We start from the raw sequence: 13,748 nt of genomic DNA on the forward strand, positions 1-13,748 counted from the left end.
TCTTAGCTACACGTTACTACCCCCGGAAATACACCAGGGACAAACCTTCAGACACCCGCGAAAACGGGCGGCCACAGGCTTGCCTCATTCCATTCGGTCGCCCCTCATTCGGGGTAGGAGAGACGCCAAAGCGAGAAACGGCATGCGTTTGCAAGGTAGACCTCCATGAAAACTTCATTCACCCCCCAAGAGATCAGATTCACTGTTTGCACCGTCTCGAGCACACTCCTGCTGTGTTCATCCATGGATGTACAGGCCGGTCCTGCCGAGGACGACGCCACTCCCTGGTATCGCCAGGAAGTGCCGACACTGACCTTGCCCAACGTCGCCGCCACCTACCCTGGCCGCTACACCTTCAACCCGGACTTGCGAAGTTCACACCTGAGCACTGAAGACGCCGCGCCTGCTGCCTGGGATCAACTCTATGGCCAGGCTTCGCGCCGGGCAGAAACCGATGTTCTGTCCGGGGCTTTTACGGCCTCAGGCGCCGACGAATTCAAAGGCCCGGCCCTCCTGACCCTGCAAAGCAGCAGCGGTCATGTGCAACGGGTCGGGCTGATCGGTGGCACCAGTCAGTACCAGGGCAATAGCGATGGCCTATTGACCGGCCGCGCCATGGCCGATCCGGGCAATGACACCCTCAACCTGCAAGGCCAGAGTCTGGGCGCCTACTGGAGCCTGACCGGACCACAAGGCTGGCACGTCGATTTGACCGCCAGCGGAGGCCGGGTCAACGGCTTCAGCCGCGATGCTCAGGGCATGCGGCAAACCGCCGAGGGCAGCGCGATGACGGTGTCGGTGGAAGGTGGCTTCCCCATTGGCCTGGGCGAGAACTGGGTGGTGGAACCCCAGGCGCAGTTGATCAACCAGCGTATTACCCTGGACACGCCCTATGCCGGGGCCAATAACGCCTCATCCAGCGACCTGACGTCCTGGAGCGGCCGGGTCGGTGCGCGGTTGAAAGGCAGTTACGACATCAATGGCCTGCCCGTCGAACCCTATGTGCGGACCAACTTGTGGCACACGGTGTACACCGGCAATACCGTGACGCTGGATCAGGTGGACAAGATCAGCAGCAGTCGCAATTCATCGACCGTGGATGTGGGATTGGGGTTGGTGGCCAGGGTCACGCCCGCCGTCAGCCTGTACGTCAGCGCCGATTACAGCAGTGATGTGGATGACAATGATTTGAACGGGTTGATTGGCAGTTTGGGGGTTCGGATGCGGTGGTGAAGCCTTACGGGTTGATCGTTCCCACGCGCAGCAAAGGAATGCAGCCCGGGACGCTCCGCGTCCCATTGGAACGCGGAGCGTCCCTTGAGGCATTCCCACGCAGAGCGTGGGAACGATCAATTCCGTAGGAGCGAGGCTTGCCCGCGAAGGGAGCGACGCGGTGTTAGAGGATCAACCCTCCGGCCGCAGGATCAGCACCGCCAGCGGCGGCAGGTTCAACACCAGCGACAATGCCTGGCCATGGCTCGGTTCTTCTTCGGTAAACGCCCCGCCGCCATTGCCATAATTGGAACCGGCATAGGTGTCGGCATCGCTGTTGATCAGTTCGGCCCAGCGCCCGGCAAACGGCACGCCGATGCGATAGGCCGGACGCGGTACCGGCGTGAAGTTGGCCACCACCAGCGCGGGCCGACCGTCCTTGCTCCAGCGCATAAAGGCATAAACGCTGTTGACCGCGTCATCGCCGATCAACCACTGGAAGCCTTGCGGCGCATCGTCCTGATCGTGCAGCGCCGGTTCTTCGCGGTACAACCGGTTGAGGTCGCCCACCAGTTTTTGCACGCCTTTGTGCTCGGAGTATTGCAACAGGTACCAATCCAGTTGCTGATCGTGATTCCACTCGCGCCACTGGCCAAACTCGCAGCCCATGAACAGCAGTTTCTTGCCCGGGTGCGCCCACATGAAACTCAGGTAAGCACGCAGGTTGGCAAACTTCTGCCAGCGGTCGCCGGGCATCTTGTCGATCAGCGAATGCTTGCCGTGCACCACTTCATCGTGGGAAATCGGCAGGATGAAACGCTCGGACCACGCATACACCAGGCCGAAACTCAGCTCGTTATGGTGATGGGCGCGGTAAACCGGGTCCTGCTGGATGTAATGCAGCGAATCGTGCATCCAGCCCATGTTCCACTTGTAGTCGAAACCGAGACCACCCTGCTGGGTGTTCTGGCTGACACCTGGCCAAGCGGTGGATTCTTCAGCGATCACCAACGCACCGGGCGCTTCCAGGTCCACCACGTCGTTTAGGTGGCGCAGGAAGTCGATGGCTTCCAGGTTCTCGCGACCGCCATGGCGGTTCGGCACCCATTCGCCGGCCTTGCGCGAGTAATCGCGATAGAGCATCGACGCCACGGCATCGACCCGCAGGCCATCGACGTGGAAATGCTTGAGCCAGTGCAGCGCCGAAGCGAGCATGTAGCCGTGCACTTCGGTGCGCCCGAGGTTGTAGATCAGCGTGTCCCAATCCTGGTGAAAGCCTTCCATCGGGTTGGCGTACTCGTACAACGCCGTGCCATCGAACTGCGCCAGGCCGTGGGTATCGGTCGGGAAATGCGCCGGCACCCAATCGAGGATCACGCCGATGTCAGCCTGGTGACAGGCGTTGACGAACGCGGCGAAGTCATCCGGCGTGCCGTAACGGGCGCTCGGGGCAAATTGCGAGAGCAATTGATAACCCCAGGAACCGCCGAACGGGTGCTCCATGATCGGCATCAGTTCGATGTGGGTGAAGCCCAGTTCCTTCACATACGGAATCAACCGGTCGGCCAACTCATGCCAGGTGTACTGACGGGCGACCTCGCCCAGATCGTCCAGTTCGCACTGCCACGAACCGGCGTGCAACTCGTAGATCGACAGCGGCGCACTGGGTTTCTGCTTGTCGCCGCGCGCCTGCATCCACTCATGGTCCTGCCACTCGATTTGCAACGGAGCCGCGACTTTCGACGCGGTGTCCGGCGGCATTTGCGTGGCCAGGGCCATTGGGTCGGCCTTCAGCGGCAGAATGCCCTGGGTGCCGAGGATTTCGTACTTGTACGCCTCCCCCGCTTGCAGGCGTGGGATGAACAATTCCCAGACTCCGGTCGGATGGCGCAAGCGCATCGGATGCCGACGGCCGTCCCAGACGTTGAAATCGCCCACGACGGAAACACGCTTGGCGTTCGGCGCCCATACCGCAAAGCGCACGCCATCGACGCCATCGACGTTCTTCAGTTGCGCGCCGAGGCAGGCGCTGAGGTCGCGGTGATTGCCTTCGGCGAACAGGTACAAGTCCATCTCACCGAGCAACGGCCCGAAGCTGTAAGGATCTTCCGCAACCTGCTCGCCACCGGCCCAGCGCGTGCGCAGCAGATAGGGCTGGGCGCGGTCGAAGTGGCCGACGAACAGCCCCGGCGTCTGGGTGGCTTCAAGGCTGCCCAGCTCTTCGCCGGAATCCCTGGCCAACACCTGCACGCTCAATGCGTCGGGCAGATAGGCGCGGATGAATTGCCCGCCATGCTCATCGCCGTGGGGGCCGAGGATCGCAAACGGGTCGTGGTGTTCGGCGCGTACCAGCGCATCAATGTCTCGCGCCCTGGGTAGCAGCGCTTCTTTGTGATGCCCCTGTTCCTTGTTCGAGAAACTCATGACTACTCTCCACCAAGATCGGAAAAGGGTTTGAGCCCACTCAATAACCCATACAAACCGTGCAACGGCACCGGCAGCCAGGTGGGGCGATTTTCCGCCTCATAAGCCACTTCGTAGGCCGCCTTCTCCAGGCCGAACAACGCCAGTGCGGCGTCCTCGCCTTCAGGATCTTGCCACGCATGAGCAAGACTAGCTGCCGCCAGCCGATAAGCGTCGATAAATGCCTGCTGCGCTTCAATTAGATAGCGATCAGCGACCCGTTGCCGCGCCGCTTGGGCATCGGCGGTGTTGTCGACGTTGTGCACGTTGATCGCCATCGCCGCGGCGTAGTCGAAGGAGCGCAGCACACCGCTGACATCTTTATACGGACTGTGCTTGCCCCGGCGCTCGCTGAGCGGCCGCGCCGGTTCGCCTTCAAAGTCGATCAGGTAGGCATCGCCCTTGATCACCAGCACCTGGCCCAAGTGCAAGTCGCCATGCACGCGAATCCGCAATCCACCGACGGCTTTCTTGCCCAGTTCCTGGACATGGCCGAGGATGGTTTTTTTGTTGTCCAGCAAATGAGTGACCAGCGCTTTGTCGGCCGGGTTCAATTCGCTTTGATGCTGCTTGAGCAACTTCAGCGCGTGTTCCAGCTGCGCCGCCACGTCCTTGGCCGAGGCCAGGGCTTCTTTCGCCGTGGTGACCTGCGGGGCGAAGTCGGGGTTGTCGCTCGGCGCCGCCAGGATCTGGTGCATTTCCCCCAGGCGTTGACCGAGCATGCCGGCGAAATCGCGCAACTCACCCAAGGCGTTGTAGTGCTGCTCCTGCTCGGACATGGCATCGGCCAGTTCATCACGCAACGCACGCTCGAGGTTGTTCTGGGTCCATTCCCAGGCATCGCCCTGATTGCTCAAGTAGCCTTGGGCGATCATCAACAACGTGTCTTCACCCTTGCCATCGCGGCGAATTACCGAACCCAGCAGCGGTGAAATATTGGCGAAACCGGCGTGGGTCAGGTACGCGCTCATTTCCAGTTCCGGGTGCACGCCCGAGGCGATTTTGCGGATCAGTTTCAGCACCAGGCTGTTGCCGATCACCACCGAACTGTTGGACTGCTCGGCGGACAGGTAGCGCACTTCCGATTCTGCGCTCAGGCCGCGTTTCTCCAGTTCCTGGGTCGCCTCGAACCGAATCTCGCCTTCGCTGGACTGCAACACAGTGCTGGCCTGAATGCCGTCAAGCACCGCGTGGACGTAGGTTTCAAGGGCGAACGCATCGGTGATCAAGCCGACCTGACGCACACGCCGAACCCGCGACAAAGCCAGTTGCTGCGGCAGTGCCGCGCCGACCTGATCTTCAGAGATAAAGCCGAACGGCAGTTGATAACGACTGGTCTGGCCGCCACTGGTGACATCAATTTCACTCAACAGCACCGGGTGCAGCGGATCGCCGAAGCGCACGCCGTAGGCAATGTTGACCTTGTCGATGGCCGCGTCCTTGCCGGCAAACCAGCGCCGGTTCTGCAACCAGTTCGGCAGGATGTCCTGCTCCAGCGTGCCGCGGGACGGCGCTTCGAGCAGTTCTTCCATGCGTTTTTTCAGCACCAGGGTGGTGAAGTCCGGCAGGCTTTGCGCGGGCTCCACGTGCCAGCTCGGCATCTGGTTTTCCGCCGCCAGGACGAACCAATAGAAGCCGTACGGCGCCAGGGTCAGCAGGAAGTTCAACTGGCCAATGGGCGGGAAAGCGTTACCGCCGAGCATCTCTACCGGGACCATGCCGGCGTAGGCCGACAGGTCGAGTTCCGCTGCTTGCGCGCTGCGCGACACGTTGGCCACGCAAAGGATGATTTCGTGCTTGCCGTCAGCACCGGTGAATTCACGGGTGTAAGCCAGAATCCGTCGGTTGCTCGGCGAGAGCATTTTCAGCGTGCCACGGCCGAACGCCTTGGACTGCTTGCGCACGGCGAGCATGCGCCGGGTCCAGTTCAGCAGCGAATGTGGGTCGCCGGCCTGGGTTTCGACGTTGACCGACAGGTAGCCGTATTGCGGGTCCATGATCGGCGGCAGCACCAGGCTGGCCGGGTCGGCGCGGGAGAAGCCGCCGTTACGGTCGATCGACCATTGCATCGGCGTACGCACGCCGTCGCGGTCGCCGAGGTAGATGTTGTCGCCCATGCCGATTTCATCGCCGTAATACAAGGTCGGCGTGCCGGGCATCGACAGCAGCAGGCTGTTGAGCAATTCGACGCGGCGACGGTCACGCTCCATCAGCGGCGCGAGACGGCGGCGAATCCCCAGGTTGATCCGCGCCCGACGGTCGGCCGCGTAGTAATTCCACAGGTAATCGCGCTCCTTGTCGGTGACCATTTCCAGGGTCAGCTCATCGTGGTTGCGCAGGAAAATCGCCCACTGGCAGTTGGCCGGGATCTCCGGGGTCTGGCGCAGGATATCGGTGATAGGGAAACGATCTTCCTGGGCCAGCGCCATGTACATGCGCGGCATCAGCGGGAAGTGGAACGCCATGTGGCATTCGTCGCCGTTCAGGCCGATGGCGTCGGCGTCACCGAAGTACAGCTGGGTGTCTTCCGGCCATTGGTTGGCCTCGGCCAGCAGCATGCGGTCGGGGTAGTTCGCGTCGATTTCGGCACGGATCTGCTTGAGGACGTCGTGGGTCTCGGGCAGGTTTTCGTTGTTGGTGCCGTCGCGCTCGATCAGGTACGGGATCGCGTCCAGACGCAGACCGTCAATGCCCATGTCCAGCCAGTAGCGCATGACCGAGAGCACCGCTTTCATGACTTGCGGGTTGTCGAAGTTCAAGTCCGGTTGGTGCGAGTAGAAACGGTGCCAGAAGTACTGGCCGGCCACAGGGTCCCAGGTCCAGTTGGACTTCTCGGTGTCGAGGAAAATGATGCGGGTGCCGGCGTACTTTTGGTCGTCATCGGACCAGACGTAGAAATCCCGGGCGGCCGAGCCTTTCTTGGCTTTGCGCGCACGCTGGAACCAGGCGTGCTGATCGGAGGTGTGGTTGATGACCAGCTCGGTGATCACCCGCAGACCGCGTTTGTGCGCCTCGGCGATAAAGCGCTTGGCGTCGGCCATGGTGCCGTAATCGGAATGCACGCCGCGGTATTCGGCGATGTCGTAGCCGTCATCACGGCGTGGCGATGGATAGAACGGCAACAGCCAGATGGTGTTGACGCCCAGATCGGCAATGTAATCGAGTTTGGCGATAAGCCCGGGAAAGTCGCCGATCCCGTCATTGTTGGAGTCGAAAAAAGACTTAACGTGAACCTGGTAAATCACCGCATCCTTGTACCAGAGTGGATCCTTGATAAAAGTTGTGGCCTTGGGTTTCTTCGCCATTTGAAACTCCTGTTGAAAACAGAAAACGCCTCGACCCAGATCGTTCCCACGCTCTGCGTGGGAATGCCTCAACGGACGCTCCGCGTTCGGCTCTGGAAGGGACGCGGAGCGTCCCGGGCTGCATTCCCACGCAGAGCGTGGGAATGATCGTGTCGATCGTGCTAGACGGTAATTCGCCAAATCCCGAACGGCTGATGCGCCGGGTCGATCCGCATGAATTGATACTTGCCGTGCCAGGTCCAGCGGTGACCGTTCATCAAGTCTTCGCCTTGAGTGCTGGCGTCATCGGGCAAGCCCATTTCCCACAGCGGCAATTCGAAATTGGCTTCCTGGACGTTGTGCGGGTCGAGGCTGACGGCCACCAGAATGAAGTTGCTGCCGTCGGCGCTGCGCTTGCCGAAATACAGAATGTTGTCGTTCCAGGCGTTGTAGATCTTCAGCCCCAGGTGCGTCTGCAACGCCGGGTTCTGCCGGCGGATGCGGTTGAGCTGGGCGATCTCGGCAATGATGTTGCCCGGCGCATTGAAGTCCCGCGGGCGGATCTCGTACTTCTCGGAATTGAGGTATTCCTCCTTGCCCGGGATCGGTGCCGCCTCGCACAGTTCGAACCCCGAATACATGCCCCACAGGCCCGAGCCCATGGTCGCCAGCGCCGCGCGGATCAGAAAACCGGGGCGTCCGGACTCATGGAGAAACGCCGGGTTGATGTCCGGGGTGTTGACGAAGAAGTTCGGGCGGAAGCATTCACTCCACGGTGACTCGTTCAGTTCACTGAAATAGGTCGACAGCTCGTACTTGGTGTTGCGCCAGGTGAAATAGGTGTAGCTCTGGGAATACCCGACCTTGCCCAGCCGCGCCATCATCGCCGGGGTGGTAAAGGCTTCGGCGAGGAAGATCACCTCGGGGTGCAGCGCCCGCACATCGGCGATCAGCCATTGCCAGAACGGCAGCGGCTTGGTGTGCGGGTTGTCGACGCGAAAGATCTTCACGCCCTCCTCGACCCAACCGACTACGATGTCGCGCAATTCCACCCAGAGGCTGGGGATGGCGTCAGCGGCATAGAAGTCGACGTTGACGATGTCCTGGTATTTCTTCGGCGGGTTTTCGGCGTATTTGATCGTGCCGTCAGGCCGCCAGTTGAACCAGCCCGGATGCTGCTGCAGCCACGGGTGGTCCTGGGAGCACTGGATGGCGAAGTCGAGGGCGATTTCCAGCCCATGCTCGGCCGCCGCGACGACTAGTCGGCGGAAGTCTTCGCGGGTGCCCAGCTCGGAATGAATCGCCTCGTGGCCGCCCTCGGCACTGCCGATGGCGTACGGGCTGCCCGGATCGTCGGGGCCGGCGGTCAGGGAATTGTTCGGGCCTTTGCGGTAGCTGCGGCCGATCGGGTGGATCGGCGGGAAGTACAGCACGTCGAAGCCCATGTCCTGAATCATCGGCAGCCGCGAGTGCACGTCGTTAAAGGTGCCGTGACGTGCAGGATCGTCGGTGATCGAGCGCGGAAACAGCTCGTACCAACTGGCGAACTGGGCGATTTCCCGTTCGACGTCCAGCGGGTATTCCTGGCTCAGGCTCAGGTAGGCGCGGTGATCGGCCTCGGCCATGAGGTCGGCGCTACGCTGGTGCAGGAACAGCGCGACCTGCTCGGTTTCGAGCAGCCCGGACAGTTCATGGTGCAGGCCCGCCAGTTGCTCGCTCAGTTCACCTTCGCTGCGCTCGCCGGCCTGTTGCACCATCGTACGGCCTTCCTGCAATTCCAGGCTGACTGGCACCCGCGCGGTGTGTTTCTTTTCGAGTTCATAACAGAAGCTGGCGAACTGATCGATCCAGGCTTCGATGCAGAACACGTGACGGCCCTGGCGCTCGACCCGGAACCGGCCCTGCCAGTCGTTGTTGCCCAGGTCCGCCATGGTTTCGCTGTGCCAGGACTCCTCGCCCTCGCCGCGCCAGCGGATGCGCACGGCCAATTTGTCGTGGCCGTCAGCAAAGACCTTGCTGGTCACCAGCACGTCCTGACCGACCACTGCCTTGACGGCAAACTGCCCGCCATCGAGGGTCGGCATGACGTTTTCAATCGCAATGCGCGGCAGCAACAACGCCTGCGACAGCGGCATGTGCGGGTTGTAGCTGAGTTCTGTCGGCTTTTCAGCGATCATCGAGCATCTCTCCTTTACGCCCCCAAGGACGCTCTTGTGCCTGATGTTCATCCCCGTGGGCCGGTCCGTCCCGGAATGAACTCACTTAGGTTCCGAGCGACAGGCGCCGGTAAAAGTTCACGGGGATTTGCTTGAGTATTAGTGGGAATCAAAACCTGCACGCGGTGGTCAACTCACTTAAGCACGACTCACGCCATGTGCAACAAGGAGGCTTCAACGATGAGCATTCCGATCCCGGCTGAAACGCCTGATCCCAACATCGACAACCCGACGATACCGCCGACCGAGCCGGATCCGGTCCCGGAACAGGAGCCGCCGGGCACCACCCCGCCCCCTCGCGAAGACCCGCCGGAGACCATGCCGCCGGTGATCGTCAGCCCCGAGTAAGATCGCTCCCACGCTCCGCGTGGGAATGCAGCCCGGGACGCTCTGCGTCCCAGTGGAACGCGGAGCGTCCCTTGAGGCATTCCCACGCGGAGCGTGGGAACGATCTTACGGTTCACGGTTGTTGTTCTTGTCGAGCATCCGCACCACCATCGGCATCACGCTGAAAATCGCCAATGCCAGCAACGTGCTGAGCACCGCCGTCGCTTCGCGGCCCATCCCGGCGGAAACGCCAATGGCTGCGGTCATCCACAAACCGGCGGCGGTGGTCAGGCCTTTCACGTGGCCCTCATCGCCTTCGGTGTTCTTCAGGATGGTCCCGGCGCCGAGAAAGCCGATCCCGGCGATCACCCCTTGCACCACTCGGCTCATGGCATCGGCCTGGGAGCCGGACATCTGCGGCACCAGCACAAACAGCGCTGCGCCCAGGGCCACCAACATATGCGTGCGCACCCCGGCAGCCTTGCCCTTGTGCTCACGCTCGAAACCCAAAATGCCGCCCAGCAACGCGGCCATCAGCAGGCGCACGGTAATGCGCGTCAGTTGCGAAGCGTCGCCAACGTCGGCGAACTCCGCTTGCAGCGTCACCCAAACTTCATGCCACCAGGCGTCCATCGCGCAGTCCTTGTGAGAGTTGATAGAGGGTGGACCGCGCCGACCATTAATCGGTTGCACAGAACGATAGCCGTCGCTGGCGACCTAACGTTTCAGTCTCCGCCGAAAAAAGGACAGAACCATGACCGTGCGCATCGAAAGCCAAACCTGCTTTTTCACCACCGAAAACGGCGAAGAAATTCGCCTGTGCCCCGACGTCACCGTCATCACCGACTCGGAAAAAGCCATGTCGGCGGTGGAGATCAACGGCCAGCGTATTTACATCACCGAAGCAGAAGCCGACGCATTGACCGTAGCAGGTGCCGTTGACGGTCGTAAGCATTTGAAGGCCACCGACAGTGATTCGGTGATTTGACTGACCCGGATCAACAACGCCTGCAGGCGCCTGGGATAGGCGCCTGCGGCCTGCGTTCGCGGGTGCATCAAGTTGTCGCAGGCACCCGTTCAAATCCCATCTGATCCGCTTTTTATTGCTATACCTGAGTCTGTTATGCAAACAGATCGCCGCTCATAGTGCACCGGCCTGATGGAGGCTGATGAGCGAACGACCATGAGCGAGAGAATCCCCGTCCGAACCGTAGAGACATACGAGCCTTCGCGTCCAAAGATGAAGGCCAAATCCAGCGACAACCTGATCCACACCCGCAGCTTCACCGGCCTGTACCGCACCTTGCGCATGAGCGGTGCCGGTTTCCTGTTCCTCGCCTTCTTCGGCACGGTGTGGCTGAACTGGGGCGGCCGCCAGGCGGTGCTCTGGGACTTGTCCGAAAGCAAATTCCACATTTTTGGCGCGACCTTCTGGCCGCAGGATTTCATCCTGCTTTCCGCGTTGCTGATCATTGCCGCGTTCGGCCTGTTTGCGATCACGGTGTTTGCGGGCCGGGTCTGGTGCGGCTACACCTGCCCGCAAAGCTCCTGGACCTGGATCTTCATGTGGTGCGAGAAGATCACCGAAGGCGAGCGCAACCAGCGGATCAAGCTGCAAGCCGCGCCCTGGGGCCTGAACAAACTGTTGCGGCGTTCGGCCAAGCACACGCTGTGGCTGGCAATCAGCCTGCTCACCGGCCTGACCTTTGTCGGTTACTTCACGCCGATCCGCCCCTTGGCCGAAGAACTGCTGACCCTGCAAATGGCCGGCGTCAGTCTGTTCTGGGTGATCTTCTTTACCGGCGCCACTTACATCAACGCCGGTTGGCTGCGTGAAGCGGTGTGCATGCACATGTGCCCGTATGCGCGGTTCCAGAGCGTGATGTTCGACAAGGACACCCTGACCATTTCCTACGACGTGGCCCGCGGCGAAAACCGTGGCCCGCGCAAACGCGAGGTGAAACCGGCCGACGTCGGCCTCGGCGATTGCATCGACTGCCAGGTCTGCGTGCAGGTCTGCCCGACCGGCATCGACATCCGCGACGGCTTGCAGATGGAATGCATCGGTTGCGCGGCGTGCATCGACGCCTGCGATTCGATCATGGACAAAATGGGCTACGCTCGCGGACTGATCAGCTACACCTCCGAGCATGAGTTGCAGGGTGGCAAGACCCACCTGCTGCGTCCGCGCCTGATCGGTTACACGGCGGTGCTGCTGATCATGATCGGCGCGCTGGCCCTAGCGCTGGTGGAACGGCCGATGGTGTCGCTGGACGTCACCAAGGACCGTGGCATGTACCGTGAGAACAGCGAAGGCCTGATCGAGAACATCTACAGCCTCAAAGTCATCAACAAGACCCAGCAGCGCCAGGATTACCGCTTGAGCCTGGTGGATGGCGAGGGTTTCCAGCTGCAAGGCAAGACTGAGTTGAGCCTGGCGCCGGGCGAGATTGTCGATGTGCCGCTGTCGGTGGCGATGACCACGGAACGGCCGAGCAGCAGCTCGCAAACCATCAGCTTCAAGATTGTCGACAGCGATGAGCCGGACATCTACAGCGTGGCGCAGAGCCGGTTTGTTGCGCCGATGAATCGCTGAGCCGTTAAGATGCCGCCCATTGTCAGGCGCGGTCCATTGTGGCGAGGGAGCTTGCTCCCGCTCGGCTGCGAAGCAGTCGCAAAGATTTTGGGGGCGCTACGCACCCCAGCGGGAGCAAGCTCCCTCGCCACAACTGTGTACACATGAAAAATTTCAAACCGGGTTCTAGATGAAACGCTACGAAAAATTCGCCGATGACATCGCTGAACTGATCCGCTCCGGGGTCCTCGGCCCCGGCCAGCGCGTGCCGTCGGTGCGCTACGCCAGCCAGACCTACGGGGTCAGCCCGTCCACGGTGTTCCAGGCTTATTACCTGCTGGAACGGCGCGGCCTGATCCGGGCGCGGCCGCGTTCCGGCTACTTCGTCAACACCCACGCCCCGAGCCCGTTCTCGGAGCCGGTGATCAGCAGCCAGGTCAACGAGTCCACCAAAGTCGACGTCAGCGAACTGGTGTTCTCGGTCCTCGACTCGATCAAGGACCCCAACACCGTGCCGTTCGGCTCGGCGTTCCCCAGCCCTACCCTGTTCCCGCTGCAACGCCTGTCCCGCTCCCTGGCCAGTGCCGCCCGGGAGATGGACCCGCGCATGGTCGTCACCGACATGTCGCCGGGCAACCCGCAGCTACGCAGGCAAATCGCCCTGCGCTACATGGTCGGCGGGCTGATGTTGCCGATGGAAGAGTTGCTGATCACCAACGGCGCCCTAGAAGCCCTGAACCTGTGCCTGCAAGCCGTCACCGAACCCGGCGACCTGGTGGCCATCGAAGCCCCGGCGTTCTACGCCAGCCTGCAAGTGCTGGAACGCCTGAAGCTCAAAGCGGTGGAAATCCCGGTGCACCCGCGGGACGGCATCGACCTCGGCGTGCTCGCGCAAACCCTGGAGCGCCACCCGATCAAGGCCTGCTGGTGCATGACCAGTTTCCAGAACCCGATGGGCGCGACCATGCCTGAGGCGAAGAAGCAGGAATTGGTGGAATTGTTGCGCAGCCATCAAGTGCCGCTGATCGAGGACGACGTCTACGCCGAGCTCTATTACGGCCAACAAGCGCCGAAACCGGCCAAGGCGTTTGATACCGAGGGTTTGGTGATGCATTGCGGTTCATTCGCCAAGAGCCTGGCCCCCGGCTACCGCATCGGCTGGGTCGCCGCCGGGCGTTACGCGCAGAAAATCGAACGGCTGAAGCTCATGACCTCGCTCTGCGCCTCGATGCCGGCCCAGGCAGCCATCGCCGATTACCTGCAACACGGCGGCTACGACCGCCACCTGCGCAAACTGCGTTACGCCCTGGAAGAACAGCAAAGCGCCATGCTCGCCGCCATCGCCCGCTACTTCCCGGCGCAGACCCGCGTCAGCCAGCCGGCCGGCGGCTACTTTCTGTGGCTGGAGCTGCCACCGCAGATGGATTCGTTGAAGTTGTTCCAGATGGCGCTGGCCCAAGGCATCAGCATCGCGCCGGGGCCGATCTTTTCACCGACCCAGCGTTTCAGGAATTGCATTCGCCTGAACTACGGCAGCCCGTGGGATGAGGCTTCGGAGAAGGCGATGGAGACGTTGGGCAGGATCGTCAGGTCGTTCTGACAGTGATCGTTCCCACGCGCCCCGCCTGATCGTTCCCACGCTCTGCGTGGGAATGCCGCCACGGACGCTCC

At 61.7% G+C, this 13,748-nt stretch carries 9 protein-coding genes; 5 read left to right on the top strand and 4 right to left on the bottom strand.

What is annotated here, in order from left to right:
- Nucleotides 1-165: 165 nt before the first annotated feature.
- Entirely contained in the window at nucleotides 166-1,233 is a 1,068-nt protein-coding gene (locus tag HKK52_RS05555) for an autotransporter domain-containing protein (RefSeq protein WP_169369919.1), read from the top strand.
- A 171-nt stretch (nucleotides 1,234-1,404) separates the two neighbouring features.
- On the opposite strand, the gene glgB is transcribed toward HKK52_RS05555, so the two are convergent.
- From glgB to HKK52_RS05570, 3 genes are all read right to left on the bottom strand, one after another.
- Complete coding sequence (gene glgB / locus HKK52_RS05560; protein WP_169369920.1) at nucleotides 1,405-3,636, bottom strand: 1,4-alpha-glucan branching protein GlgB; 2,232 nt, start codon at nucleotides 3,634-3,636, stop codon at nucleotides 1,405-1,407.
- A gap of 2 nt (nucleotides 3,637-3,638) precedes the next feature.
- Nucleotides 3,639-6,980 carry a maltose alpha-D-glucosyltransferase gene (gene treS / locus HKK52_RS05565; protein ID WP_169369921.1) on the bottom strand — a complete coding sequence of 1,114 codons (3,342 nt, stop codon included), beginning with the start codon at nucleotides 6,978-6,980 and terminating at the stop codon, nucleotides 3,639-3,641.
- A 161-nt stretch (nucleotides 6,981-7,141) separates the two neighbouring features.
- On the bottom strand, nucleotides 7,142-9,136 hold the full coding sequence (locus HKK52_RS05570) for an alpha-1,4-glucan--maltose-1-phosphate maltosyltransferase (protein ID WP_169369922.1): 1,995 nt from the start codon (nucleotides 9,134-9,136) through the stop codon (nucleotides 7,142-7,144).
- A 195-nt stretch (nucleotides 9,137-9,331) separates the two neighbouring features.
- Here HKK52_RS05570 and HKK52_RS05575 point away from each other — a divergent pair, with 195 nt between their 5' ends.
- Complete coding sequence (locus HKK52_RS05575; RefSeq protein WP_169368738.1) at nucleotides 9,332-9,523, top strand: hypothetical protein; 192 nt, start codon at nucleotides 9,332-9,334, stop codon at nucleotides 9,521-9,523.
- A gap of 105 nt (nucleotides 9,524-9,628) precedes the next feature.
- Here the strand turns inward: HKK52_RS05575 and HKK52_RS05580 are convergent, their stop codons facing one another.
- Nucleotides 9,629-10,135 (bottom strand): MgtC/SapB family protein, encoded by a 507-nt coding sequence (locus HKK52_RS05580; RefSeq protein ID WP_169369923.1) that lies wholly within the window; start codon nucleotides 10,133-10,135, stop codon nucleotides 9,629-9,631.
- Between the two features lie 121 nt (nucleotides 10,136-10,256).
- On the opposite strand from HKK52_RS05580, the gene HKK52_RS05585 reads away from it, so the two are divergent.
- The 3 genes from HKK52_RS05585 to mapR all read left to right on the top strand — a co-directional run bounded on the left by HKK52_RS05585 (nucleotide 10,257) and on the right by mapR (nucleotide 13,677).
- Nucleotides 10,257-10,490 carry a DUF3203 family protein gene (locus tag HKK52_RS05585; RefSeq protein WP_169369924.1) on the top strand — a complete coding sequence of 78 codons (234 nt, stop codon included), beginning with the start codon at nucleotides 10,257-10,259 and terminating at the stop codon, nucleotides 10,488-10,490.
- 195 nt (nucleotides 10,491-10,685) lie between these two features.
- Nucleotides 10,686-12,098 carry a cytochrome c oxidase accessory protein CcoG gene (gene ccoG, locus HKK52_RS05590; RefSeq protein WP_169369925.1) on the top strand — a complete coding sequence of 471 codons (1,413 nt, stop codon included), beginning with the start codon at nucleotides 10,686-10,688 and terminating at the stop codon, nucleotides 12,096-12,098.
- A 169-nt stretch (nucleotides 12,099-12,267) separates the two neighbouring features.
- Nucleotides 12,268-13,677 (top strand): GntR family transcriptional regulator MpaR, encoded by a 1,410-nt coding sequence (mapR, locus tag HKK52_RS05595; RefSeq protein ID WP_169369926.1) that lies wholly within the window; start codon nucleotides 12,268-12,270, stop codon nucleotides 13,675-13,677.
- Nucleotides 13,678-13,748: the final 71 nt, after the last annotated feature.

The sequence above is a fragment of the Pseudomonas sp. ADAK2 genome, assembly GCF_012935755.1.
In the GTDB taxonomy this organism is placed as follows: domain Bacteria; phylum Pseudomonadota; class Gammaproteobacteria; order Pseudomonadales; family Pseudomonadaceae; genus Aquipseudomonas.